Origin of the sequence: Aromatoleum toluvorans, assembly GCF_012910905.1 — a bacterium.
GTDB classification, from domain to species: Bacteria; Pseudomonadota; Gammaproteobacteria; order Burkholderiales; family Rhodocyclaceae; genus Aromatoleum; species Aromatoleum toluvorans.
In genome coordinates this window covers 34,885-59,599 of sequence record NZ_WTVN01000031.1, presented here as the reverse complement: position 1 = coordinate 59,599, position 24,715 = coordinate 34,885, and the positions used below count along the sequence as shown (strand labels likewise).

24 protein-coding genes are annotated in these 24,715 nt (G+C 68.2%); 17 read left to right on the top strand and 7 right to left on the bottom strand.

The window, feature by feature from the left end:
* Positions 1 to 506, bottom strand: a 506-nt coding sequence (locus GPA22_RS17640; RefSeq protein ID WP_169257365.1) for a Spy/CpxP family protein refolding chaperone, incomplete at its 3' end; no start/stop codon positions are given.
* Between the two features lie 206 nt (positions 507 to 712).
* Between GPA22_RS17640 and GPA22_RS17635 the strand changes: the two genes are divergently transcribed.
* Together GPA22_RS17635 and GPA22_RS17630 are read left to right on the top strand one after the other, a co-directional pair.
* Positions 713 to 1,474, top strand: a complete 762-nt coding sequence (locus tag GPA22_RS17635; protein WP_169257364.1) for a response regulator — start codon at positions 713 to 715, stop codon at positions 1,472 to 1,474.
* On the top strand, positions 1,471 to 2,823 hold the full coding sequence (locus GPA22_RS17630; protein ID WP_169257363.1) for a sensor histidine kinase: 1,353 nt from the start codon (positions 1,471 to 1,473) through the stop codon (positions 2,821 to 2,823). The genes GPA22_RS17635 and GPA22_RS17630 overlap by 4 nt, the downstream gene beginning before the upstream one ends.
* A gap of 9 nt (positions 2,824 to 2,832) precedes the next feature.
* On the opposite strand, the gene gcvA is transcribed toward GPA22_RS17630, so the two are convergent.
* The gene (gene gcvA, locus GPA22_RS17625) at positions 2,833 to 3,837 is read right to left on the bottom strand and encodes a transcriptional regulator GcvA (RefSeq protein ID WP_169257362.1); all 1,005 of its coding nucleotides are present in this window, start codon (positions 3,835 to 3,837) and stop codon (positions 2,833 to 2,835) included.
* Between the two features lie 111 nt (positions 3,838 to 3,948).
* Between gcvA and GPA22_RS17620 the strand changes: the two genes are divergently transcribed.
* On the top strand, positions 3,949 to 4,302 hold the full coding sequence (locus GPA22_RS17620; protein ID WP_169257361.1) for a DUF2917 domain-containing protein: 354 nt from the start codon (positions 3,949 to 3,951) through the stop codon (positions 4,300 to 4,302).
* A gap of 49 nt (positions 4,303 to 4,351) precedes the next feature.
* Here GPA22_RS17620 and GPA22_RS17615 read toward each other — a convergent pair whose 3' ends face one another.
* Both GPA22_RS17615 and glpK read right to left on the bottom strand, forming a co-directional pair.
* Positions 4,352 to 5,929, bottom strand: a complete 1,578-nt coding sequence (locus tag GPA22_RS17615) for a glycerol-3-phosphate dehydrogenase/oxidase (protein WP_169257360.1) — start codon at positions 5,927 to 5,929, stop codon at positions 4,352 to 4,354.
* Positions 5,926 to 7,416: a glycerol kinase GlpK gene (gene glpK / locus GPA22_RS17610; protein WP_169257359.1), complete on the bottom strand. Its 1,491-nt coding sequence runs from the start codon at positions 7,414 to 7,416 to the stop codon at positions 5,926 to 5,928. The genes GPA22_RS17615 and glpK overlap by 4 nt, the downstream gene beginning before the upstream one ends.
* Positions 7,417 to 7,548: 132 nt before the next feature.
* Between glpK and GPA22_RS17605 the strand changes: the two genes are divergently transcribed.
* Genes GPA22_RS17605 through GPA22_RS17595 form a run of 3 tightly spaced genes read left to right on the top strand, consistent with a single transcriptional unit; the run spans position 7,549 to position 9,731 of the window.
* Positions 7,549 to 8,433, top strand: coding sequence for a DMT family transporter (locus GPA22_RS17605; RefSeq protein ID WP_169257358.1), 885 nt, complete (start codon positions 7,549 to 7,551; stop codon positions 8,431 to 8,433).
* Between the two features lie 60 nt (positions 8,434 to 8,493).
* The gene (locus GPA22_RS17600) at positions 8,494 to 8,856 is read left to right on the top strand and encodes a SpoIIAA family protein (RefSeq protein ID WP_169257357.1); all 363 of its coding nucleotides are present in this window, start codon (positions 8,494 to 8,496) and stop codon (positions 8,854 to 8,856) included.
* Positions 8,853 to 9,731: a rhodanese-like domain-containing protein gene (locus tag GPA22_RS17595; protein WP_169257356.1), complete on the top strand. Its 879-nt coding sequence runs from the start codon at positions 8,853 to 8,855 to the stop codon at positions 9,729 to 9,731. The genes GPA22_RS17600 and GPA22_RS17595 overlap by 4 nt, the downstream gene beginning before the upstream one ends.
* Before the next feature lie 18 nt (positions 9,732 to 9,749).
* On the opposite strand, the gene murI is transcribed toward GPA22_RS17595, so the two are convergent.
* Both murI and queG read right to left on the bottom strand, forming a co-directional pair.
* Entirely contained in the window at positions 9,750 to 10,553 is an 804-nt protein-coding gene (gene murI, locus GPA22_RS17590; protein WP_211169201.1) for a glutamate racemase, read from the bottom strand.
* A 42-nt stretch (positions 10,554 to 10,595) separates the two neighbouring features.
* Positions 10,596 to 11,618, bottom strand: a complete 1,023-nt coding sequence (queG, locus tag GPA22_RS17585) for a tRNA epoxyqueuosine(34) reductase QueG (protein ID WP_169257370.1) — start codon at positions 11,616 to 11,618, stop codon at positions 10,596 to 10,598.
* A gap of 57 nt (positions 11,619 to 11,675) precedes the next feature.
* Between queG and tsaE the strand changes: the two genes are divergently transcribed.
* From tsaE to ispH, 7 genes are all read left to right on the top strand, one after another.
* The gene (gene tsaE / locus GPA22_RS17580) at positions 11,676 to 12,188 is read left to right on the top strand and encodes a tRNA (adenosine(37)-N6)-threonylcarbamoyltransferase complex ATPase subunit type 1 TsaE (protein WP_169257355.1); all 513 of its coding nucleotides are present in this window, start codon (positions 11,676 to 11,678) and stop codon (positions 12,186 to 12,188) included.
* Complete coding sequence (locus GPA22_RS17575; RefSeq protein ID WP_211169200.1) at positions 12,185 to 13,504, top strand: N-acetylmuramoyl-L-alanine amidase; 1,320 nt, start codon at positions 12,185 to 12,187, stop codon at positions 13,502 to 13,504. The genes tsaE and GPA22_RS17575 overlap by 4 nt, the downstream gene beginning before the upstream one ends.
* Before the next feature lie 144 nt (positions 13,505 to 13,648).
* Positions 13,649 to 14,596: a bifunctional riboflavin kinase/FAD synthetase gene (locus GPA22_RS17570; RefSeq protein WP_169257353.1), complete on the top strand. Its 948-nt coding sequence runs from the start codon at positions 13,649 to 13,651 to the stop codon at positions 14,594 to 14,596.
* Between the two features lie 23 nt (positions 14,597 to 14,619).
* Positions 14,620 to 17,439, top strand: coding sequence for an isoleucine--tRNA ligase (ileS, locus tag GPA22_RS17565; protein WP_169257352.1), 2,820 nt, complete (start codon positions 14,620 to 14,622; stop codon positions 17,437 to 17,439).
* On the top strand, positions 17,432 to 17,971 hold the full coding sequence (gene lspA, locus GPA22_RS17560; protein WP_211169199.1) for a signal peptidase II: 540 nt from the start codon (positions 17,432 to 17,434) through the stop codon (positions 17,969 to 17,971). The genes ileS and lspA overlap by 8 nt, the downstream gene beginning before the upstream one ends.
* A complete protein-coding gene (locus GPA22_RS17555) occupies positions 17,968 to 18,399 on the top strand; it encodes an FKBP-type peptidyl-prolyl cis-trans isomerase (protein WP_169257351.1) in 432 nt (143 codons plus the stop codon). Before lspA ends, GPA22_RS17555 begins: the two co-directional genes overlap by 4 nt.
* 39 nt (positions 18,400 to 18,438) lie before the next feature.
* The gene (gene ispH / locus GPA22_RS17550) at positions 18,439 to 19,377 is read left to right on the top strand and encodes a 4-hydroxy-3-methylbut-2-enyl diphosphate reductase (RefSeq protein ID WP_169257350.1); all 939 of its coding nucleotides are present in this window, start codon (positions 18,439 to 18,441) and stop codon (positions 19,375 to 19,377) included.
* Between the two features lie 116 nt (positions 19,378 to 19,493).
* Here ispH and GPA22_RS17545 read toward each other — a convergent pair whose 3' ends face one another.
* Positions 19,494 to 20,600 carry an SRPBCC family protein gene (locus GPA22_RS17545; protein ID WP_169257349.1) on the bottom strand — a complete coding sequence of 369 codons (1,107 nt, stop codon included), beginning with the start codon at positions 20,598 to 20,600 and terminating at the stop codon, positions 19,494 to 19,496.
* 127 nt (positions 20,601 to 20,727) lie between these two features.
* Here GPA22_RS17545 and xseB point away from each other — a divergent pair, with 127 nt between their 5' ends.
* The 4 genes from xseB to folE2 are packed head-to-tail and all read left to right on the top strand — an operon-like array spanning position 20,728 to position 24,622.
* Complete coding sequence (gene xseB / locus GPA22_RS17540; RefSeq protein ID WP_169257348.1) at positions 20,728 to 20,973, top strand: exodeoxyribonuclease VII small subunit; 246 nt, start codon at positions 20,728 to 20,730, stop codon at positions 20,971 to 20,973.
* Positions 20,974 to 20,996: 23 nt separating this feature from the next.
* The gene (locus tag GPA22_RS17535) at positions 20,997 to 21,866 is read left to right on the top strand and encodes a polyprenyl synthetase family protein (RefSeq protein WP_169257368.1); all 870 of its coding nucleotides are present in this window, start codon (positions 20,997 to 20,999) and stop codon (positions 21,864 to 21,866) included.
* A gap of 23 nt (positions 21,867 to 21,889) precedes the next feature.
* Positions 21,890 to 23,755, top strand: a complete 1,866-nt coding sequence (gene dxs, locus GPA22_RS17530; protein ID WP_169257347.1) for a 1-deoxy-D-xylulose-5-phosphate synthase — start codon at positions 21,890 to 21,892, stop codon at positions 23,753 to 23,755.
* 57 nt (positions 23,756 to 23,812) lie between these two features.
* Positions 23,813 to 24,622 (top strand): GTP cyclohydrolase FolE2, encoded by an 810-nt coding sequence (gene folE2 / locus GPA22_RS17525; protein WP_169257346.1) that lies wholly within the window; start codon positions 23,813 to 23,815, stop codon positions 24,620 to 24,622.
* Positions 24,623 to 24,715: the final 93 nt, after the last annotated feature.

Sequence of the window (24,715 nt, the reverse complement as noted above, 5' to 3'; positions counted from 1 at the left end):
GCCCCCATCCGGCCGCTCGCTTTCCCGCCGCGCGCCATGCCGCGCGGGCCGAACATCGGGAATTGCTCGTCGAAGGTCTTCTTCTGGGCGGCATCGAGCCCGCCATAGAGGGCTTCGGTGGCCTTGTGCACGTCCTGCATCGACGCCAGACGCTCCTTCGCGAAGGATTCCATGCGTTCCATGCGTTCGAGCGCGGTCTTCGGACGCTCCTGCGTGCGCATCGCCTGCATGTGCTCGGACATCCTGCGCCCTTTCTCCTGCATCACGCCCTTGAACTGCTCCCATGCGGGCGCCTGCTCGGGCTTGAGCGCGAGTGCGGTCTGCAGCGCAGCGAGGCGCTGGCTCATGTGCTCGGACATCGCGGCAGGGTCCATCCGGTGCATGCGGTGCATGCCGCCTCCCGGTCCGCCGCAGTCGCCCCACGGCGCGGCAGTCGCCGCGGTGGCACCGAGCCCCAGCGCCGCGGCAAGCGCGACGGCAAACGAGTTCCTGATCCAGGTTTTCATGACGTTCTCCACGTGATGGTCGGTTTCGCCCTGTCCGGGCGGCGTAGTCATTTGAGCACCGCCATGTATGCGCCGTTTGTCCGGCCACGCCCGGTTTGAATGGTCGTGTTTCGCTCCGCGCGGGCGATACTCGGGGATACAAAGCGCACGCCGCCGGGCAGTAAGATTCGATCAACCCCACAGTCCGTCGCACCGACTCCGAGATCATGACGAACGCCTCCGACCACATCCTCATCGTCGACGACGACCGCGAGATCCGCACGCTGCTGGCCGACTACCTGGAAAAGCAGGGACTGCGCTGCACGACGGCCGCCGACGGACGCGAGATGAAGGCGGCACTCGACCGCCATCGCGTCGACCTGATCGTGCTGGACCTGATGCTGCCCGGCGAGGACGGCCTGACGCTGTGCCGCAACCTGCGCGCAACCGGCCCGCACGCGAATACGCCGGTGCTGATGCTGACCGCGCGCGGCGAGGACATGGACCGCATCCTGGGGCTCGAGATGGGGGCGGACGACTACCTCCCGAAGCCTTTCGTCCCGCGGGAACTGCTTGCGCGCATCCGCGCGATCCTGCGCCGCGCGCGGGCCCTGCCGCCGAACCTCGAGGCGGCCCCCGCGCAGCACGCGAGCGAACTGCGCTTCGCACACTGGCGCCTGAATACCGTCGGACGCCATCTGGTCGGCACCGACGACACGGTCGTCCCGCTGTCCGGCGCGGAGTACCGCCTGCTGTCGGTCTTCCTCGCGCATCCCCAGCGGGTGCTCAACCGTGACCAGCTGATGGAACTGACGCAGGGGCGCGAGGCGGATGTGTTCGACCGCTCCATCGACCTGCTGGTGAGCCGGCTGCGCCAGCGTCTGGGCGACAACGCGCGCGAGCCGGAAATCATCAAGACGGTGCGCAACGAGGGCTACGTGCTCGCCTGTGCCGTGTCCGCGGTCGCACCGGGAGCGGAGCAGCCATGAAGCTCGGCTGGGCCCGCACGCTGTTCGCACGGCTGATGCTGATCTGGCTCGGCGGGATGGTGGTCGTGCTCGCGGTGAGTTTCGCGCTGTTCGTCAGCGAACGCGACCGCTACGCCCGCGAGGTCCTGTTCGAGGGGGTCGCGCGCGAAGTGCTGACCGCGGTCGACGTGCTGGACCACATGCCGGCCGGCGAGCGCGAGGACTGGATCAACGCGGTCGGACGTCGTCGCATGCACTTCGCACTGGCATCGCCACCGCCCGACGCGACCGCGACGACTGCCTCGGCCCAGCTCACCGCGGCGCTTCGGGAGGCGTTCCCGGATCGTCGGGTCGAAGTGCTAGCGCGCACCAGTCGCGACGACGAGCATCCGCATCGCATGCATGCCTTCGTCAGCCTGAGCCTGGACGACGGGACGCCGCTCCTCATCCGCTTGCCCGGCCCGATGTTCGGCATGCGGCCGCCACCGCTCCCGCCCGGCGGCTTCCTGACCTCGCTGCTGGCGCTGCTCATCGGCGTGACGCTGCTCACCTGGTTCGCCGTGCGCATCGCGACGCGTCCCATCTCGCGGCTCGCCGCCGCCGCCGATGCGCTGGGCGAGGACCCGAACCGGGCGCCGCTGGCGACCACCGGCCCCGCCGAGGCCGCGCAGGCGGCACACGCCTTCAACCGCATGCAGCAGCGCATCCTGCAGCACGTGAGCGAGCGCACGCGCATCCTCGCGGCGATCTCGCACGACCTGCAGACGCCGATCACCCGCCTGCGCCTGCGTGCGGAACTCATCGACGACGAGGCCTTGCGCGCGAAGTTCCAGAGCGACCTCGATGCGATGCAGGCGCTCGCGAAGGAGGGGCTGGATTACGCGCGCAGCCTGGACGGCGCAGCGCCGAAGCAGGCGATAGACCTCAACGCCCTGGTCGCGGCCCTGCGCGACGACGCGCAGGACATGGGCTGGGACGTCGACATCGCGGGCGATGGCGCCCCGCCCTGCCTCGGGCAGCTCGGCGGACTGCGGCGTGCGCTGTGGAACCTGATCGAGAACGGGCACAAGTTCGGCGGGCGCGTGCGCATCGTGCTCCAGTCGCGGCCGGACGCCTGCGAGATCGCGATCACCGACGACGGCCCGGGATTGCCGCAGGAGGAGCTCGAGAAAGTCTTCGAGCCCTTCTACCGCGTGGAGTCGTCGCGCAGCCGGGACACCGGCGGCACGGGGCTCGGGCTCGCCATCGCGCGCAACCTGCTGCGCGCGCAAGGCGGCGATGTGTGGCTCGCGAACCGCCCGGAAGGCGGACTGAAGGCGGTCGTCACGCTGCCGCGGGCGATGGCTGCCGGCGTGCAGACGACGGCCTGACCGCCCGGATTAGCGGAGGGTGGCGAAACTGCCCCGTCCGGTCGGCACGGGGTCGAGCGGCGTCGCGAGGTCGGCCGCCGCCTCGGCACGCAGCCAGTCGAGAAAAGCGGCGAGCAGCGGGGTATCGGTCCGCTCCGGTCGCACGATCCAGTAACGCCACAGCGGGCGCTGCGCGAACGGCAGGTCGGGCGGCAAATCGTTCGCAAGCCCCTCGGGGGCATGGCGCGCCTCGATCGGGATGTCGAACGGACGCACCAGCTTGCCCGCGCGCAGCGCCGACGCCGCGAGGCTTCGCCGCGCAAGCGCGACACCCCGGCCTTCCAGTGCGGCCTGCAGCACCAGCGCCGAATCCGACAGCATCAGGCCGCTGCTCGGCTCCGGCCAGTCGAGCCCGGCGGCCCGGAACCACGGCGCCCAGTCCTCCCCTTCGGACCGCAGCAGCGGCACGCCGGCGAGATCCGCCGGCGCACGTAGCGGATGCCCGGCACACAGGCTCGGGCTCACGACCGGGAACAGCACGTCGTCCATCAGCAGTTCGCTGCGCACGCCGGGATAGCCGCCCGGCCCCCAGCGGATGCTCACATCCATCCCGTCGCGGCTGAAATCGGCGCGCGCGCCCGTCGCCGTGATGATGACCTCTGCCGTGGGGTGCGCATCGATGAAGGCGCCGATGCGCGGCGTCAGCCAGCGGCTGGCGAAGGACGGCATCACGCTGACCGACAGCCGGTTGGGGTTTGCCCGCCGCTTGAGGCTCGTCACGGTGTCCGCGATCTGGCGCAGGGCGCCGTTGGCGGCTTGCAGCAGTTCCTCGCCCGCAGCCGTCAGCACCACCGCCCGGCCCTGTCGGTGGAAGAGCGGAAAGCCCAGATGCTCTTCGAGCGCGCGGATCTGATGGCTGACCGCCCCATGCGTGACGAACAGCTCGTCGGCCGCCCGCGAGACGCTGGACAGTCGTGCCGCCGCCTCGAAGACGCGCAGCGCGGGCAGCGGAGGAAGTTTGCCGGGGCGTTCCATATGTGAATTCCGCTCACATGCATGCCAGAAAAGATCGATTTTCACGGATGCCGGACATCGGGACAATGCGACTCACGGACGTCGTCCGCCAATGGATCGCATGGAGGCATCATGGAAGCGAAATATGCGCGCTCTGACTGGAGTCTGCAAGCCGGCGGAATCCTGTCGATCAGTGACGCAAGTGACTGGGAAGTCACCCTGGAGAGCGGTGACGTCTGGCTGACACTTGAGGGTTACTCACAAGACAAATGGCTCGCCGTGGGTGAGCGCTTCCGCATTCCAGGCGATGGCCAGATGATCATCGAGGCCGACCGGGACTCCCGCATCCGCCTCGAGCCTCCGCCTGCAAGCGCGCTGCAGCACCTCCTCACGCAGCTCGAGAGCAGCACGCGGCGATTCGCCCGGACGGTGGCCAACGCGACGGTCTATTCGGCCGAACGCATCAGCGCCGGCCCGGAGCACTGAACCGGCACGGCCGGCAACCACGTCGGGGCGCGTGGGGCACGCGCCGACGTCATTGCTCCCGGGGCTGCGCATATTGCCGGGCGAGCATGCGGAAGCGCTCCACCTCGGCATCGCACCAGGCCGCGTCCCGCCCCAACTCGTCGGCCAGCACCGCGGCCACCCGTGGGGCGGCAGCTTCGGCAGCCGCCGCATCCAGAAAGAGCGCACGGTGGCGCCGGGCCAGCACATCTTCGACGCCGCGCGCGAGCTCGCAGCGTGCGGCGTAACGCACTTCAGCCTCGGTCAGGTCGAGACCGGCATGCACCGGATGTCCGGCCCCCGGCAATGCCTCCACGGCAGCGCGTGCGGCGCCGTACGGATCGGATGACGGCCCCGCCTCCCCGCCGTGCAGGCGCAGCCCTGCTGTGATGCAGGCGTGCTGCGGCAGTCCCGCCACCGATTGCACCGTATCGATGGTCTCCTCGGCCATGCGCCGGTAGGTGGTCCATTTTCCGCCCGTGATCGTGACGAGGCCGCCCGGCGACACTTCGATGCAGTGTTCGCGCGACAGACTGCGCGTGGCGGCGCTGTCGCCCGCGCCGATCAGCGGACGCAGACCGACGAAGACGCTGCGGATGTCCGCGCGCGTGGGCGGGCGCACAAGATAGGGTGCGACCGCGGCCAGGATGAAGTCGATCTCGCCGGCGAGCGGCGTCGGCTCCAGCGGAAGATCCTGCCGTGGCGAATCGGTGGTGCCGATCAGCACGCGGCCCTGCCAGGGAATCACGAACAGCACGCGACCATCGGCGGTCTCCGGCACCAGCAGGGCGTCGCGCCCGGGCAGGAAGCCGGCATCCACGACGATATGCACACCCTGACTGGGCTTGAGCAGGGGGCGAACCTGCGGCAGCTCCGCGCGGCGGATCGCATCCGCCCACACGCCGGTCGCATTGACGACGACGCGCGCGCGGACACGGAAGGACTCCCCGGTTTCGGCATCATGGGCGAGCACACCGCGCACGTGTCCGTCGTCCACGATCAGTCCGTCGACCGGCAGGTAGTTCAGCGCGAGGCCGCCGTGGTCGAAATGGGTGCGCATCAGGGCGACGGCAAGGCGGGCGTCGTCGAACTGTGCGTCCCAGTATGCAATGCCGCCGCGCAGGCCGGCGGGCTTGAGCGTCGGCAAGGCGACGATCGTGCTCGCCGGGTCGAGGACACGGCTATGGCCGATGCCTTGCATGCCCGAGAGCAGGTCGTAGAACGCGAGCCCGGTACCGTACCTGGGGATGTCCAGCCAGCGATAGGCCGGCACGACGAAACGCAGCCGGTGCACCAGATGCGGCGCATTGGCGAGCAGGCGCGAACGCTCGGCGAGCGCCTCATGCACCAGCGGCAGCTCGCCCTGCGCCAGATAGCGCACGCCGCCGTGGATCAGCTTGGTCGCGCGCGAGCTGGTGCCTTTCGCGAAATCGTGCGCTTCGAGCAGCAGCGTGCGGTGCCCGCGCGAGCTCGCATCGACGGCGCAGCCCAGTCCCGTCGCCCCGCCGCCGACGACCAGCACGTCCCAGGATTCGGTCTCCCTCAGGCGCGCGAGCAGCGCCGCCCGGTCCAGCACGGCCTCGGGCCCCCGACCGCCCGCCACGCTCATGCGTCGGCCCAGGCGCGGGAGCGTTCGACGCCCCGATGCCAGCTTGAGATCAGGGCTTCGCGCCGATCGGCGTCCATCGTCGGTTCGAAACGCCGCCCGCCACGCCAGAGCGCGGCAAGCTCGTCCTGCCCCGACCACACGCCGACGCCCAGTCCGGCCAGATACGCCGCACCCAGCGCCGTCGTCTCGAGCATCTGCGGGCGCACGACCGGCACGCCGAGCAGGTCCGCCTGCAACTGCATCAGGAGGTCGTTCGCCGCCGCGCCGCCATCGACGCGCAGCTCGGTCAGCGGTCCCGCGCCGTCGCGATCCATCGCCGCGACGAGGTCCACCGTCTGCAACGCGATCGCTTCCAGCGCCGCGCGTGCGATGTGCCCGGCTCCTGTGCCGCGCGTCAGCCCGAACAGGGCGCCGCGCGCGTAGGCATCCCAGTACGGCGCGCCCAGGCCGGTGAACGCCGGCACCAGCACGACGCCGCCACTGTCCGGCACGCTCGCGGCGAGCGCCTCGATGTCCGGCGAGCGCCGGATCAGCCCCAGGCCGTCGCGCAGCCACTGCACGATCGCCCCGCCCATGAAGATGCTGCCTTCGAGCGCGTAGCGCGTCCGCCCCGCGGCCCGCCATCCGACCGTCGTGAGCAGGCGATTCGCCGACGCGACGGCCTCGTCGCCCGTATTCATCAGCAGGAAGCAGCCGGTTCCGTAAGTGTTCTTCGCCATCCCGGGGGTGAAGCAGGCCTGGCCGAAGGTCGCCGCCTGCTGGTCACCCGCGATGCCGGCAATCGGCACCGCGGCACCGAGGACGTCGACACGCGTCTCGCCGCATACACCGCTGCTGTCGACGATGCGCGGCAGCAGCGCGCGCGGGATGTCGAACAGCGCGAGCAGCTCGTCGTCCCAGTCGCAGGCGTGGATGTTGAACAGCATCGTACGGGCGGCGTTGCCCGGATCGGTGACGTGCAGTGCGCCGCCGCTGAGGTGCCAGACGAGCCAGCTATCCACCGTGCCGAACGCCAGCTCCCCCGCCCGGGCCCGCGCTCGCGCCCCCGGCACATTGTCCAGCAGCCAGGCGAGCTTGGTCGCGGAAAAGTAGGCGTCCAGTTCCAGGCCCGTTCGCGCACGGACCAGCTCCGCATGGCCCGCCGCGCGCAGGCGGTCGCAAGCGGCGGCAGTGCGGCGGTCCTGCCACACGATCGCCGGCGCGAGCGCCCGGCCGCTCGCCCGTTCCCACAGGATCGTCGTCTCGCGCTGGTTCGTGATGCCGATGCCGGCCAGCGCCTGCGCCTCGATCCCCGCATCGGCCAGGGCGGCCCGCGCACAATCCAGCTGTGTCGCGAGGATCTCGTCGGGATCGTGCTCGACCCAGCCCGGCTGTGGAAAATGCTGCGCGAAGGCCTTCTGCGCCGTTCCGCACACGCGCCCGCTTGCGTCGAACACCATCGCCCGCGAACTCGTCGTCCCCTGATCCAGCGCCAGCAGCCAGCTCATGCCACCCCCGCAAATGGCTCGCGATGACGCAAGCCTACCGCGGCGCCCGGCGCATGACCATCCTCCCCGCCCTCGCGCGACCAGCCGGCATGTGGTTCAATGGCGCTTTTGGTTGCACCGCAGCAAATCGCCATGCAATCGCTCTGGATGATCGTCGCCAGCCTCCTCTTCGCCTGCATGGGCGTATGCGTCAAGCTCGGCGCCGGCAGCTTCTCCACCGGGGAACTCGTCTTCTACCGCGGCTTCGTCGGCGTGCTCGTCGTCGCCGTCATCGCGCGCCTGCAGGGCGTAGCGCTCGGCACGCCCCGCTGGCGCCTGCAGCTCACGCGCGCCCTGTCGGGCTGTGCCTCGCTCGTCTGCTACTTCTACGCGATCAGTGCCCTGCCGCTGGCCACCGCGGTCACGCTCAACTACACGTCGCCGATCTTCGTCGCGCTGCTCCTCGCGTTCTGGTTCCGCGAGCGCCTGCGCGGCGCCGCGATCGCGTCGGTGGCCCTCGGCTTCCTCGGCGTCGTCCTGCTGCTCAAGCCCACGCTGCAGGCCGAGCAATGGCTCGGCGCCTGCGCCGGCCTCGGCTCCGGCCTCGTCGCGAGCCTCGCCTACATCAACGTGCGGGAATTGGGTCGCGCCGGCGAGCCCGAGGCGCGCACCGTGCTGTGGTTCTCCGCGATCACGGCGTTGCTGGGCCTCCCCTGGGCCCTCTCCGGCGACATCCGGGCGATCGACCTTTCCGGCGGGGCGATCCTGCTCGGCGTGGGTCTCTTCGCCACCCTGGCGCAGCTCGCGATGACCCGCGCCTACCGTTTTGGCAAGACCATCGTCGCCGCCAACCTCGCGTACACGACCGTGATCTTTTCCAGCCTGTTCGGCGTGCTGCTGTGGGACGAGATTCTCCCGCTCGATGCGTGGATCGCGGTCATCCTGATCATCGCGAGCGGCGCGGCCGTGTCGCTCGCATCGCGGCCGTCCGCCGAACCGCTCCCGGCCGGCGCCGCGAGCGGCCGCAGCCATGATTGATGCGGCTTCCGCCCCGGGCTATAGTAGTTTGCATCATCCAGTCGCCATGCGGAGGCAGTCATGATCACCACGGACCATCGCCCCAATCTGGTATCGGTTGCCGTCTTCGGCGAATTCACCCTCCCGGACTACAAGGAGTTCGAAGAACTGGTCAATTACAAGATCAAGTTCGAGGGGCCGGTGAGCCTGCTGTTCGACCTGCGCGAAATGGTCGGCTTCACGCTCGACGTAGCGTGGGAAGAGATCCGCTTCTCGCGCCAGCATTCGCACGATTTCCGCCGCATCGCCGTCCTGACAACCGACCAGTGGCTGACGTGGAGCGCGTGGCTCTCGCAGATCTTCGTCGATGCGGAAGTAATTGTTTTCGATGACGACGCCGATGCGCGCACCTGGCTCGAAGCAGCCGAGGAGCCCGCCCAGTGAGCAGTGCCGCCACCAGCTGTTCGGCGGCCTACAGCACGCTGATCGGCGCCCAGGAGCTTGCCCAGCATCTGCACGATCCCGGCTGGGTCGTGTTCGACTGCCGCCATGACCTCGCGAACCGCGATTTCGGGCGCGAGGCCTACGCTCGCGCGCACATTCCCGGTGCGCGTTTCCTGCACCTCGACGAAGACTTGTCGAGCGCCCTGACCGGCACGAACGGCCGGCATCCGCTACCTGATCCGGACGGCTTCGCCCGGCGCCTTGCCGCGGCGGGAGTCGGCAACGAAACGCAGGTCGTCGCCTATGACGACGCCGGCGGCATGTTCGCGGCACGCCTGTGGTGGATGATGCGCTGGCTCGGGCACCACTGCGTGGCGGTGCTGGATGGAGGCCTGGTCGCCTGGCTGGAAGCGGGGCAAGCGCTCACCGCCGAGTTGCCGAAGCCGGCCAGCGCCGACTTCCGGATTTCGCTCCGCCCGGAAGCGGTGGACGCCGGCTACGTGCTCGACCATCTCCAGCACCCCGAGATGCTCCTGATCGACGCCCGCAGCCCCGATCGCTACCGCGGCGAAAACGAGACGCTGGATCCGGTCGGCGGCCACATTCCCGGCGCACTGAACCGCTTCTTCCGCGACAACCTCGACAAGCGCGGGCACTTCAAGCAGGCCTCGGTGCTGCGCGAGGAATTCGGCGCGCTGCTGAAGGGCAGCGACGCGCGACGCGTCGTCCACCAGTGCGGCTCGGGCGTCACCGCCTGCCACAACCTGCTTGCGATGGAGGCGGCCGGCCTTACCGGCTCGCGGCTCTATGCAGGCTCGTGGAGCGAATGGTGCGCCGATCCCGCGCGCCCGGTCGCAACCGGCCCGGAACGCTGACGGCCCCTTCCCGCCGTCTTACCACTCGACCTTTTCGACCACGCCGAGCGAACGCCCGAGAAAGCGCTCGCCTATGGTCTGGAAACGCAGCGGCACGTCGGTGACGACGAAGCGATAGGCTGTCGGCCCCGCCTGCGTGCTGGCGATGCCGAGCTCCTGCAGCTTCGCGGCCGCCAGCTCGGCCGTCGTGATCGCGGAATCGACCAGACGCACGCCCGGCCCGACGACATCGCGCAGCAGGGGCTTCAGCAACGGATAGTGGGTGCAGCCGAGGACGAGACAGCCGACCTCCTCGGCGAGCACCGGCTTCAGGTACTCCTGCGCCGTCAGCCGCGTCACCGGATGATCCAGCCACCCCTCCTCGACCAGGGGAACGAACAGCGGGCAGGCCTGCGAATACACGCGCACGCCGGGATCCAGCGCGTGGATGCGCCGCGCGTAGGCATTGCTGTTGACAGTCGTCGGCGTGCCGATCACGCCGATGCCGCGCCCCTTCGACTCCGCGACCGCCGCATGCGCGCCGGCCTCGATCACGTCGAGCACCGGAATGTCCCGCGCCAGACGCCGCACCACGTCGGCCGCCACCGCCGCCATCGTGTTGCACGCGACGATCAGCATCTTCACGTCCTGCTGCAGCAGGAACTCGGTGATCTGTGCGGTGAAGTGTTCGATCGTCGCGACCGACTTCACGCCGTAGGGCACGCGCGCCGTGTCGCCGAAATACACGATGCGCTCGAGCGGCAGCCGCTCCATCAGGGCGCGCACGACGGTGAGCCCGCCGATGCCCGAATCGAAGACGCCTATGGGTCGGGAGGAGTCCAATGCAGAAACCAGTTCAGGACAAAAACGAATTCTAGCGCAAGCTCAGGTGCCCCGTAGGCCGTGCCGGGCGAGAGCCCAGCCGACATGCTCGCGCACCAGTCCGGACGGGTCGTCGGCACGCGCCTGCAGCGCCGCGATCACCTCGGGCGTGCCGGGCGCGTTGCCCAGGCCGACCGCGAGGTTGCGCAGCCAGCGCTCGTAGCCGATGCGGTAGATCGCACTGCCCGCCATGCGCGCCTGAAACTCGCTTTCGCTCCAGGCGAAGAGTTCGACCAGGCTCGCCTCATCCAGCCGATGGCGCGGCGCGAAATCCGGCTCCGCGCCGAGCTGCGCGAAGCGGTTCCACGGACACGCGAGCTGGCAGTCGTCGCAACCGTAGATGCGGTTGCCGATCAGCGGGCGCAGTTCCTCGGGGATCGCGCCCTTGAGCTCGATCGTCAGGTAGGAGATGCAGCGGCGCGCATCGACCTGGTAGGGCGCAACGATCGCGCCCGTCGGACACGCGTCGAGGCAGGCGCGGCAGCTGCCGCAATGCGGCGCCTCGGGCGCGTCGACCGGCAGGGGCAGGTCGGTGAAGATCTCGCCGAGGAAATAGTACGACCCGGCACGGCGATTGAGCAGCAGGGTGTGCTTGCCGCGCCAGCCCAGCCCCGCGCGGCTTGCCAGCTCGACTTCGAGCACCGGCGCGGAATCGGTGAACACACGATAACCGTGCGGCATTTCGGCCGCGATCCGCTCCGCCAGTTTCTGCAGGCGGTTACGCACCAGCTTGTGGTAGTCGCGCCCCAGCGCGTAGCGCGAAATGTAGGCCCGCCCGCCGTCTGCGAGCGTGGCCTGCGCATCCGCGGCCTGCGGCCAGTAGTTCATGCGCACGCTGACGACGCGCAGCGTGCCGGGCACCAGTTCCGCGGGACGTGCCCGCATCATGCCGTGGCGCGCCATATAATCCATCTCGCCGTGAAATCCGCTCGCCAGCCAGGCTTCCAGTCCCGGCTCGGCGGACGACAGATCGACACCGGAGACGGCCAGATCGGCGAACCCGAGCTCCCCGGCCCACACCTTCATCCGCCCGACGAGTGCGCCCAGCGACGCGTCGGATGCGACATCCGCAGAGACTTCAGCATGATTCACGTTCTTCACCGGGCAGATGATACCAGCCCCCTTGCGGCTCACCTCGACGACGAACGCGACACCGAGTTGGCCGGCGCGGCGCTCGCAGCCGCCCTTCGTGCCGGCCTCGTCATCTACCTGCGCGGCGACCTCGGCGCGGGCAAAACCACCCTCGTACGCGGGGCCCTGCGAGCACTCGGTCACGCGGGAAAAGTGAAAAGTCCCACGTACACCTTGATTGAACCTTACCTTGTTTCTAGATTACACTTATATCACTTTGATTTTTATCGCTTCGCAGTCCCAGAAGAATATCTGGAAGCAGGGCTGGACGAATATTTCGATGGAAACGGGGTGTGTCTGGTCGAATGGCCGGACAAGGCGGCGCCTTACATCGCCGCACCGGACGTCGAAATTTGCCTCACCGTATCCGGCTCGGGCCGGCGCCTGGAAGCGCTGGCACTGACGGAGGCAGGACGGACATGCACACGCAAACTGGATTCGGAGCTGAGCCGGAACCCCTCATGAACGCTGAACCCGGCGTGACCCGGCGCGACCTGCTGAAGTTCGCCGGCGCCACGCTCGCGCTGCTCGTCAGCCCCGTCGGCAGGGCGGCCGCGACCAGCCTTCTCGCCGTGCGCGTGTGGCCCGCGGCCGAATACACGCGCGTCACGATTGAAGGCAACTCGCAGCTCAAGTACACGCATCTCCTCGTCACCGACCCGCACCGCCTGGTGGTCGACCTCGAAGGCGTCGAGTTCGACAGCGTGCTGCAGTCGCTGCCGTCCAAGGTGCTCGACTCCGACCCCTACATCAAGCTCATCCGCGCGGGCCGCAACCGCCCCGGCGTCGTGCGCCTCGTCGTCGAGCTGAAGAGCGAGATCAACCCGCAGGTGTTCACGCTGGCGCCGGTCGGCAATTACGGCCACCGCCTCGTGCTCGACCTGTACCCGACGACGCCCGTCGATCCGCTCCTCGCCCTGATCGAGAAGTCCTCGCCGATGGACACCGCGGCGGGACAGACCGGCGACGCGCGGACTTCCGCCGACGCCCCCGCCCAGATCGCGCGCCCCGAAACCGTCGACCAGGCGCCGAACGGCCGGCGCGCCACGCGCCCGGCAGCCAACCGCCTCGTCACCATCGTGCTCGACCCCGGCCACGGCGGCGAAGATCCGGGCGCGGTCGGCTCGCGCGGCAGCTTCGAGAAGAACGTCACCCTGTCGATCGCGCGCCGCCTGAAGCAGAAGATCGACGCCGAACCGAACATGCGCGCGGTGCTCACGCGCGACGGCGACTACTTCGTGCCGCTGGGCCAGCGCGTGACGCGCGCGCGGCGCGTGCAGTCCGACCTCTTCGTGTCGATCCACGCCGACGCCTTCGTGCGCCCCGACGCGCGCGGCAGCTCGGTGTTCGTGCTGTCGGAGAGCGGCGCGTCCAGTTCCGCGGCACGCTGGCTCGCCCAGAAGGAGAACGATGCCGACCTCATCGGCGGCGTGAACCTCGCCAAGCAGGACGGCCACCTCGCCCGCACGCTGCTCGACCTGTCGCAGACCGCGACGATCAACGACAGCGTCAAGCTGGGCAAGGCCGTGCTCAACGAACTGGGCGACATCAACACCCTGCACAAGGGCCAGGTCGAGCAGGCCGGCTTTGCGGTATTGAAGGCACCGGACATCCCATCGATCCTCGTCGAGACGGCCTTCATCAGCAATCCCGAGGAAGAGCAGCGCCTCAACGACGACGCCTACCAGGACAAGATGGCCAACGCGATCCTGAAGGGCCTGCGGCGCTATTTCCGAGACAACCCACCTCTCGGCCGCACCAGGATCGCCCAGCTCGACTGATTCCCCGCCCGCACGCCGCCGAACGGACACGCTCGCCCCTTCCCCCGCAAGGATCCGGCCGCGCTTCCGATTGCCCTGTCCGCGCCGCGTGCGCCCCCCAGAGCGTGCGCGTTGTCGTTATAATTACGGCTTTTTCAGGCGGTTATGCAGGTTTTTCGCGGGATTCCCGAGCACGCCGCACAACCTTCGGTGCTCACCATCGGAAACTTTGACGGTGTGCATCGCGGCCACCAGGCGCTGCTCCAGATGCTCATCGACACCGCGCGCGCGAAGTCGCTGCCCGCGGTGGTGATGACGTTCGAGCCTCATCCGCGCGAATACTTCTCCCCTGCCGACGCCCCTGCCCGCCTCGCCTCGCTGCGCGAAAAGCTGCTGCTGCTCGCCGCGGCCGGCGTCGACCGCATCCACGTGTGCCGTTTCGACGCCCGCTTCGCGGCACTGACCGCCGACCAGTTCATCGACGACATCCTCGTGCGCGGTCTCGATGTGCACCATCTCATCATCGGTGACGACTTCCGCTTCGGTGCCCGCCGCCAGGGCGACTTCGCGCTGCTTCAGGCGCGCGGTGCCCGCCAGGGCTTTGCCGTCGAGGCGATGCCCACGCTCGATGTCGCCGGCGAACGCGCCTCGAGCTCGGCCGTGCGCGAAGCCCTCGCCGACGGCGACCTCGACCACGCCGCACGCCTGCTGGGCCGTCCCTACAGCATCGCCGGACGGGTGATCCGCGGTGACCAGATTGGCCGCAAGCTCGGCTTCCCGACCGCCAACATCCAGATGAAGCACCGCCGCCCCGCGCTCGCCGGGGTGTTCGCGGTGAGCGTCGAAGGCCTCGGCGATGCGCCGGTCGCCGGCGTCGCCAACATCGGCGTGCGGCCCTCCGTCACCAGCGCCGGGCGTCCCACGCTCGAAGTGAACCTCTTCGACTGGACCCGCGACTGCTACGACGCCCACCTGCGCGTGCATTTCCTCAGGAAGCTGCGCGACGAGATGAAGTTTCCCTCGCTCGACGCCCTCAAGGCCCAGATCGCCCGGGACGCGTCCGACGCCCGCGCCTGGTTCGCCGCCAATCCTTTTGTCCTCGATCGTCGCTGATCGCCCTGACGCCGGAACCCACCATGGCTGACTACCGCAAGACCCTGAACCTGCCCGACACCCCCTTCCCGATGCGCGGCGATCTCGCCAAGCGGGAGCCGGGCTGGATCGCCGCCTGGCAGCAGAAGAAGCTCTACCAGAAGATCCGCAAGGCCGCGGCCGGCCGGCCCAAGTTCATCCTGCACGACGGCCCCCCGTACGCCAACGGCGACATCCACATCGGCCACGCGGTGAACAAGATCCTCAAGGACATCATCGTCCGCTCGAAGACGATGGCCGGTTTCGACGCCCCCTACGTGCCGGGCTGGGACTGCCACGGACTGCCGATCGAACACCAGATCGAGAAGCAGCACGGCAAGCACCTGCCCGCCGACCGCGCGCGCGAGCTGTGCCGCGAGTATGCCGGCGAGCAGATCGAACGCCAGAAGAAGGACTTCATCCGCCTCGGCGTGCTCGGCGACTGGGATCACCCCTACCGCACGATGCAGTTCTCGAACGAGGCCGACGAGGTCCGCGCGCTCGGCGAGATGTACCGCAAGGGCTTCCTGTTCAAGGGCCTGAAGCCGGTGAACTGGTGCTTCGACTGCGGCTCGGCGCTGGCCGAGGCGGAAGTCGAATACCAGGACAAGAAGTCGCCCGCGATCGACGTCGGCTTCCCGCTCACCGACGCGGACCGTCCCAAGCTCGCGCGCGCCTTCGGCCTCGATGCGCTGCCCGAGCAGCCGGTCTACATCGTGATCTGGACCACCACGCCGTGGACGATCCCGTCCAACCAGGCGCTCAACGTCCATCCCGAACTGATGTACGAACTGGTCGAGACCCCGAAGGGCCTCGTGATCCTCGCCGCCGAACTGCGCGCCTCCGCCCTCGAACGCTACGCGCTCGAAGGCCGCGTGCTCGCCGCCGCACGGGGCGTCGCGCTCGACCGCATCCAGTTCCGCCACCCGTTCTACGACCGCGTCTCGCCGGTTTTCCTCGGCGACTACGTGGCAGCCGACGCCGGCACCGGCATCGTCCATAGCGCGCCCGCCTACGGCCTGGACGACTTCCAGTCGTGCATGCGCTACGGCATGCGCAACGACGACATCCTCAACCCGGTGCAAGGCGACGGCGTGTTCCACGAGAGCCTGCCCTTCTTCGGCGGCCTGTCGGTGTGGGACGCCAACCCCAAGATCGTCGAGAAGCTCGCCGAAGTCGGCAGCCTGTTCGCCTCCGGCAACATCACGCACAGCTACATGCACTGCTGGCGCCACAAGACGCCGGTGATCTACCGCGCGACGACGCAATGGTTCGTCGGCATGGATCGCCTCCCGGGGCGCGAAGCCATCGAGGCCGGCGCGCCGACCCTGCGCGAACTGGCGCTGAAGGCGGTCGACGAAACCCAGTTTTTCCCCGCGTGGGGCAAGGCGCGCCTGCACTCGATGATCGCCAACCGCCCCGACTGGTGCGTGTCGCGCCAGCGCAACTGGGGTGTGCCGATCCCGCTGTTCCTCGACAAGGAAAGCGGCGAGCCGCATCCGAAGAGCCTCGAACTCATCGAGGAAGTCGCCAAGCGCGTCGAGCAGGAAGGCATCGATGCCTGGTTCAAGCTCGACGCGGCCGAACTCCTCGGCGCCGAGGCGGCGCAATACGACAAGATGCGCGACACGCTCGACGTGTGGTTCGATTCCGGCACCACGCACTGGACCGTGCTGCGCGGCTCGCACGCCGCCGACAGCCGCTGGCCGGCCGACCTCTATCTCGAAGGCTCGGACCAGCACCGCGGCTGGTTCCATTCCTCGCTGCTCACCGGCTGCGCGCTCGACGGCCGCGCCCCCTACGACGGCCTGCTGACGCACGGCTTCGTCGTCGACGGCCAGGGCAAGAAGATGTCGAAGTCGAAAGGCAACGTCGTCGCCCCGCAGGAAGTCTCCGACAAGCTGGGCGCCGAGATCCTGCGCCTGTGGGTCGCCGCGACCGACTACTCGGGCGAGCTGACGATCTCGAAGGAGATCCTCGACCGCGTCGTCGAAGTCTATCGCCGCCTGCGCAACACGCTGCGCTTCCTGCTCGCCAACACCGCCGACTTCGACATCGAGAAGAACGGCGTGCCGGTCGGCGAGTGGCTGGACATCGACCGCTACGCGCTGGAGCTCACGCGCCGCCTGCAGGAGCAGGTCACGGGCGACTACGCACGCTACGAGTTCCACAAGATCGTGCAGGCGCTGCAGAACTTCGCCGCCGAGGACCTCGGCGCCTTCTACCTCGACATCCTGAAGGACCGCCTGTACACGACGCAGGTCGACTCGCTCGCCCGCCGCGCCGCACAGACCGCGCTGTGGCACATCACGCAGGCGATCACGCGCATGATGGCGCCGATCCTGAGCTTCACCGCCGAGGAGATCTGGCAGATCGTCGGCGGTGACGCCGAAGACAGCGTGATGCTGCACACCTGGCACACGCTACCGGAAGCCGCCGGCGGGGCCGAGAACGCCGCGCGCTGGGAGCTGATCCGCGAGTCGCGCGCCCAGGTGCAGAAGGTGCTCGAAGGCCTGCGCACGGAAGGCCGGATCGGCGCCTCGCTGCAGGCCGAAGTGACGGTCCGCGCGAGCGGCGCGCGCTTCGACGCGCTCGCGAGCCTCGGCGAGGACCTGCGCTTCGTGCTGATCACCTCGCGCGCCGAGCTCGTCCGCGTTGCCGACGAGGCGGCCGAAGGCATCGACGCCACACCCTCCTCGCACGCGAAGTGCGGGCGCTGCTGGCATTTCCGCGAGGACGTCGGCAGCCACGCCGACCACCCGGAACTGTGCGGCCGCTGCCACGACAACCTGACCGGCCCGGGGGAAACGCGCGTCCATGCGTGATTCGACCGCAGCCTCGCCCGCGGCGCGCGGCGGCGTCCCGCTGACGCGCCGCTTCTTCGGCTGGCTCGAACTCGCGGCGCTGGTGATCGGCCTGGATCAGCTGACGAAATGGCTCGTGCTGTCGAACCTCGACTTCGGCGAAGGCATTCCGGTCACGGGCTTCTTCCAGCTCGTGCTGGTCTACAATCCGGGCGCCGCGTTCAGCTTCCTCGCCGAACATTCCGGCTGGCAGCGCTGGTTCTTCGTCGTCCTCGCGCTCGGCGTCAGCGGCTGGCTGCTGACGCTGCTGCGCCAGCACCAGCGGGAGACCCTGCTGCCGCTCGCCTTCAGCCTGCTCATCGGCGGCGCCCTGGGCAACGTGATCGACCGCGTCGTGCATGGCGCGGTCGTCGATTTCCTCTACTTCCACGTCGGCCGCTACGGCTGGCCGGCCTTCAACCTTGCCGACTCGGCGATCACCGTCGGCGTCGCCCTGATGCTGTGGGCGCAGTTCCGCGCCCCGCGCAACACCAATCCGGAGAACCCATCGTGACGCAGACCGTCCAACCGAACAGCCTCGTAACGCTGCACTACCGCATCGCACTGGAAAACGGCCAACCGCTCATCAGCACCTTCGAGGGCACGCCGGCGACGCTGCAGCTTGGCTGCGGCGATCTCCTCCCGAGCCTCGAGCGCGTGCTCGAAGGCCTCGAAGTCGGCACCCGCCAGCTCTTCACGCTCGCGCCGGAGCAGGCTTTCGGCCCCTACAATCCGGAACTCGTCGAGCACGTGAAGCGCGAGCACATGCCGGCCGACCAGGAGATCGAGCCGATGACGATCATGGAATTCGGCGCGCCGGACGGCACCCGCTACTCGGGCCTCGTGCGCGAGATCGACGACGTCCGCGCGATCGTCGACTTCAACCATCCGCTCGCCGGCAAGACCATCCGCTTCGAGGTGGACATCATCGGCGTCCTCTGAGCCCCGACGCAGCGCCCCGACCCCGACACAGAGACCATAATGAACGACCCTGAAATCCTGCTCGCCAACCCGCGCGGCTTCTGCGCCGGGGTGGAACGGGCGATCGAGATCGTCGAGCGCGCGCTCGAACGCTTCGGCGCACCGATCTACGTGCGCCACGAAGTCGTGCACAACAAGTTCGTCGTCGACGGCCTGCGCGCCAAGGGCGCGGTGTTCGTCGAGGAGCTCGACGAGGTCCCGTCCGGCAACACCGTGATCTTCAGCGCCCACGGCGTACCGCAGACGGTGCGCGCGGAGGCCGAAAAACGCGGCCTGCGCGTGTTCGACGCCACCTGCCCGCTCGTGACCAAGGTGCACATCGAGGTCGCCCGCATGCGCGACCAAGGCCGCGAGATCATCATGATCGGCCACAAGGGCCACCCGGAAGTCGAAGGCACGATGGGCCAGGTCAGGGACGGCATCCATCTCGTCGAGAAGGTCGAGGACGTCGCAACGCTGCAGGTCGCCGACCCCGAGAAGCTCGCCTACGTCACGCAGACCACCCTCTCGGTCGACGACGCGGCGACGCTCGTTGCCGCGCTGCGCGCGCGCTTCCCGGCCATCGTCGGACCGAAGAAGGACGACATCTGCTATGCGACGCAGAACCGCCAGGACGCCGTGAAGTTCATGGCCCCGCGCGTCGACATCGTCTTCGTCGTCGGCTCGCGCAACAGCTCCAACTCCAACCGCCTGCGCGAAGTGGCGGAGCTGCTGGGCGTGCCGGCGCACCTCATCGACAATGCCGACGGGATCGACCCGGCCTGGCTCGAAGGCAGGAAGCGCATCGGCGTGACCGCGGGCGCGTCGGCGCCCGAAGTCCTGGTGGACGCCGTGATCGAACGCCTCAAGTCGCTGGGCGGCGGCTCGGTACGCACCCTCGACGGCGTTCCCGAACGCGTCACCTTCCCGCTGCCCAGGGAGCTGCAGGGCGACGCCTGACCATGCATGCCGGGTTATCAACCCGGCAACCAAATACCGTTCGGGCCGGGCTTGTCGAAGCCCTGCCGAGCCTGGCTCTTCGACTCAGGGCAGACGGATGAACCCTGGTTGGCGGGTCAATCGCGCAGATGCTCCCGCATGATCCGCCGATAGAACTCGTGGAAGTGCTGCATGCCGTCCTCGTAGGGCGACTGGTAGGGGCCGACCTCGCTGCGCCCTTCCTGCAGCAGCGCCCAGCGGCCGCGATCCATGCGCTCGCCGATCACGTCGTCCTCGATCGCCGTTTCCATGTAGGCCGCCTGCTCGGCCTCGACGAACTCGCGCTCGAACTCGACGATGTCCTCCGGATAGTAGAACTCGACCACGTTGGTCGTGCGGTTCACGTCCTGCGGAATCAGCGTGCTGACGACCAGCACGTGCGGATACCACTCCACCATCACGTTGGGATAGTAGGTGAGCCAGATCGCCCCCTGCGCCGGCCGCTTGTCGCCGTGGTAGTCGAGCACCGCCTGGTGCCACTTCTGGTAGGTCGGCGAACCCGGCTTGGCCAGCGAGGTGATGCCCACGCGCTGCACCGAGTACCAGTCGCCGAACTGCCAGGTGAGGTCGTCGCAGGTCACGAAGCTGCCCAGTCCCGGGTGGAAGGGCACGACGTGGTAATCCTCGAGATAGACCTCGATGAAGGTCTTCCAGTTGTACTTGCACTCGTGGATCTCGACGCGATCGAGCTTGTAGCCGGAGAAGTCGAACTGCCCCGCCACGTCCATGCCCGCCAGATCGACCGCGGCCGAGCGCGGACCGGCGAACAGCAGGCCGTTCCAGGTCTCCAGCGCGTCGCGCTTCAGGTTGAGGCAGGGGTTCTCGGGGAAGTGCGGTGCCCCGAGCAGTTCGCCCTTCTGGTCGTAGGTCCAGCGGTGGATCGGGCACACGATGCGCTCGGTCTTGCCCGCGCCTTCGAGCATGATCGCCTGGCGATGGCGGCAGATGTTCGACAGGCGATGCACGCCGTCATCGCTGCGAAACAAAAGCTTGGAATGATCGAGCCATTCGAGCGACCGATAGCTGCCGACTTCCGGCACCATCAATTCATGCCCGACATAACCCGGCCCGGCCTGGAACAAGAGGCGCTTCTCGAGCTCGAAGAGCTTGTCGTCGAAATACGCCGACACCGGCAACTGAGACACCGCCGGGGACAATTTGGCCTTGGATGCAAGGTCGGACACCCCCGAACCTCCCATGTAAAGTCAAGAAATTCGGAAAAATCAGCAGGGCATTCTATGCGAGAAGTAATTTGACCGCCAGTAGCGCGATCGGTTACTTTTCTCCCTTTTATCGGCCCGGCCTCGCGTCATGGCAAACACGGCAAACTCGCCGAAATCCTTCGAATCGGCCATCGCCGAACTCGAATCGATCGTGCAGGAAATGGAAACCGGCAACATCACGCTCGAGCAGGCGCTGGAACATTACCAGCGCGGTGCCAGCCTGCTGAAGTTCTGCCAGGAAACCCTGCAGGCGGCCGAACAGCGGGTGCTGCAGCTCGAAAACGGTGAGCTCGCGCCGCTCGGTACCGGCGAAGACAAGAGGAGCCCGGAGTGAGCCAGAATCATTTCGCCGCCTGGATGGAAGGCGTCCAGCAGCGCACCGAAGCCGCCCTCGCCGCCCTCCTGCCCGAAGCCTCCATCGCGCCGCAGCGCCTCCACGAGGCGATGCGCTACGCCGTCCTGGGCGGCGGCAAGCGCGTCCGGCCGCTGCTCGTCCATGCCGCCGGGGAACTTGCCGGCGCCGCGCCCGAGCGCCTCGACCGCGCCGCCTGTGCGGTGGAGCTGATCCACGCGTATTCCCTCGTCCATGACGACCTGCCCTGCATGGACGACGACGTCCTGCGGCGCGGCAAGCCGACGGTGCATGTCGAATACGACGAAGCCACCGCGCTGCTCGTCGGCGATGCGCTGCAGGCGCTCGCCTTCCAGACGATCGCGGAAGGGCCCGTGAATGACAGCCCCGCCGTGCAGCTGGAAATGGTGACCCTCCTCGGGCGCGCCTCCGGTTCGCGCGGCATGGCCGGCGGACAGGCCATCGACCTCGGCGCCGTGGGCAAGCAGCTCACGCGCGAAGAGCTCGAGTTCATGCACATCCACAAGACCGGCGCGCTGATCCGCGCGTCGGTGCTGCTCGGCGCGCAGTGCGGCGCGCCGCTCGCGCCGGACGCGCTCGCGCAGCTCGACCGCTACGGCAAGCTCGTCGGCCTGCTGTTCCAGGTCGTCGACGACATCCTCGACGCCCAGGCCGACACCGCCACCCTCGGCAAGACCGCGGGCAAGGACGCCGACCACAACAAGCCCACCTACGTCACGCTGCTCGGCCTGTCCGAAGCGCGCACGCTGGCCGATGCCCTGCTCGCCGACGCGCGCGCCGCCATTGCGTCCTTCGGCGCCGCGGCCGCGAGACTGGACGAACTGGCGAATTTCATCGTCCATCGCAGATTCTGAATTCCGCCGTGCCGGACAACAACATGCCCCAGTACCCCCTGCTGCACCGCATCGATTCCCCGTCCGACCTGCGCCGCTTCGACCGGCGCGAACTGCAAGCCCTTGCCACCGAACTGCGCGCCTTCCTGATCGAGTCCGTCTCGAAGACGGGCGGGCACCTGTCGTCGAACCTGGGCACCGTCGAGCTCACGATCGCCCTGCACTACATCTTCAACACCCCCGACGACCGCATCGTCTGGGACGTCGGCCACCAGACCTACGGCCACAAGATCCTCACCGGACGCCGCGACGCGATGAGCGGCCTGCGCCGCTTCGGCGGCATCTCGGGCTTCCCGCGGCGCTGCGAAAGCGAATACGACACCTTCGGCACCGCACACTCCTCGACGTCGATCTCCGCCGCGCTGGGCATGGCCGTCGCCGCGCGCGACCGCGGCGACACCGAACAGCGCTCGATCGCCATCATCGGCGACGGCGCGATGTCGGCCGGCATGGCCTTCGAGGCGCTCAACAACGCGGGCGACACCAGCGACATCAACCTGCTGGTGATCCTCAACGACAACGAGATGTCCATCTCGCCGCCGGTCGGCGCGCTGACCAAGATCCTCGCGCGCATGCTCTCGGGCAGCACCTACAACGCCGCGCGCCGCGCCGGCGAGAAGGTCCTCGGCGTCGCACCGCCGATGCTCGACTTCGCACGCAAGGTCGAGGAGCACGTGAAGGGGCTGATCACGCCGGGCACGCTGTTCGAGGAATTCGGCTTCCATTACTACGGCCCGATCGACGGCCACGACCTCGAGGCGCTGATCCCGACGCTGCAGAACCTCAAGCGGCTCAAGGGCCCGCAGTTCCTGCACGTGATCACGCGCAAGGGCCAGGGCTACAAGCTCGCCGAAGTCGATCCCATCCTCTACCACGGCGTGTCGAGCTTCGACCACCGCGCGGGCATCCAGAGCGGCAAGGGCGGCGGCAAGCTTACCTACACCCAGGTGTTCGGCGACTGGCTGTGCGACATCGCCACACGCGACGACAAGGTCGTCGGCATCACCCCGGCGATGCGCGAAGGCTCGGGCATGGTGCGCTTCGCGAAGGAGTTCCCGGACCGCTACCACGACGTCGGCATCGCCGAGCAGCACGCCGTGACCTTCGCGGCCGGCCTTGCCTGCGAGGGCTTCAAGCCGGTGGTGGCGATCTATTCGACCTTCCTGCAGCGCGCGTACGATCAGCTCATCCATGACGTCGCGCTGCAGAACCTGCCGGTCGTCTTCGCGATCGACCGTGCCGGCCTCGTCGGTGCCGACGGCGCCACGCACCACGGAGCGTTCGACTTGTCCTTCCTCGCATGCATCCCGAACATGGTCGTGATGACGCCCGCGGACGAGAACGAGTGCCGGCAGATGCTGTACACCGCCTACCGCCACAACGGCCCCACCGCGGTCCGCTATCCGCGCGGCAGCGGCATGAACGTCCCCCCCACCGCGGCGATGGCCGAACTGCCCGTGGGCAAGGGCGAAATCCGCCGCCACGGCAAGAAGGTCGCCCTCCTCGCCTTCGGCAGCCTGCTCACCAACGCGCTGCTCGCCGGCGAGCAGATCGACGCGACGGTCGCCAACATGCGCTTCGTGAAACCGATCGACGCGGCGCTGATCGAAGAACTGGCCGGCAGTCACGAACTGATCGTGACGCTCGAGGAAAACGCGGTGATCGGCGGCGCCGGCTCGGAGGTCGCGCGCGTGCTCGAGAGCCTGCCGCAGCGCCCGCGCCTGCTGCGCCTTGGCCTGCCCGATCATTTCGTCGATCATGGCGACCAGAGCCAGCTCTTCGAACAGGTCGGCCTGCACCCGGTCGGGATCCTGAGCGCGATTGAGCACATCTATGTGCGCAATAGCTGAGCGATTTGGTCGGGAAATGGTAGCATTACACGGCTGCAACCAAACAGAGAACGCCACATGAAAGCCCAAGAGAGCCAAGCCATCCCTGACGTCCAGAACTCCAAGGACAGTCGTCAGCTGGCCATCAACAAGGTTGGCATCAAGTCGATCCGCCACCCGATCCGCGTCAGCGACAAGAGCGGCGGCGTGCAGCACACGATCGCGACCTTCAGCATGTATGTCGGGCTGCCCCACAACTTCAAGGGCACCCACATGTCGCGCTTCATCGAACTGCTCAACGGCAACGAGCGGGAAATCTCGGTCGAGTCGATCGAGCCGATGCTGCGCGAGATGGTCAAGCGCCTCGAAGCCGAGACCGGCGTGATCGAGATGTCCTTCCCGTACTTCATCAACAAGACCGCCCCGGTTTCCGGCGTGCAGAGCCTGATGGACTACGAAGTGACCTTCGTCGCGGAGCTGCGCGACGGCGGCGAGTACGTGTTCGAGATGAAGGTCGTGGTGCCGGTGACGAGCCTGTGCCCGTGCTCCAAGAAGATTTCCGAATACGGCGCGCACAACCAGCGCTCGCACGTCACCGTGACGGCGCAGACCAACGACTTCCTGTGGATCGAGGAGCTGGTCCAGCTCGTCGAGAGCCAGGCCTCGTGCGAGCTCTACGGCCTGCTCAAGCGCACGGACGAGAAGTTCGTGACCGAGCGCGCCTACGAGAACCCGAAGTTCGTCGAAGACATGGTGCGCGACGTCGCCGGGCTGCTCAACGCGGAAGCGCGCATCGACCGCTACGTGGTGGAATCGGAGAATTTCGAATCCATCCACAACCACTCGGCCTACGCGCTGATCGAACGCGACAAGCGCACCGAGGGCTGAACCGGGTCCCGTTCGACCGGCAGCAAGAAAAAACGGGAGGTCGCGCAGCGCGTCCCTCCCGTTTTTTGCGTCCGCGTTGCGGCCCTGCGCGGG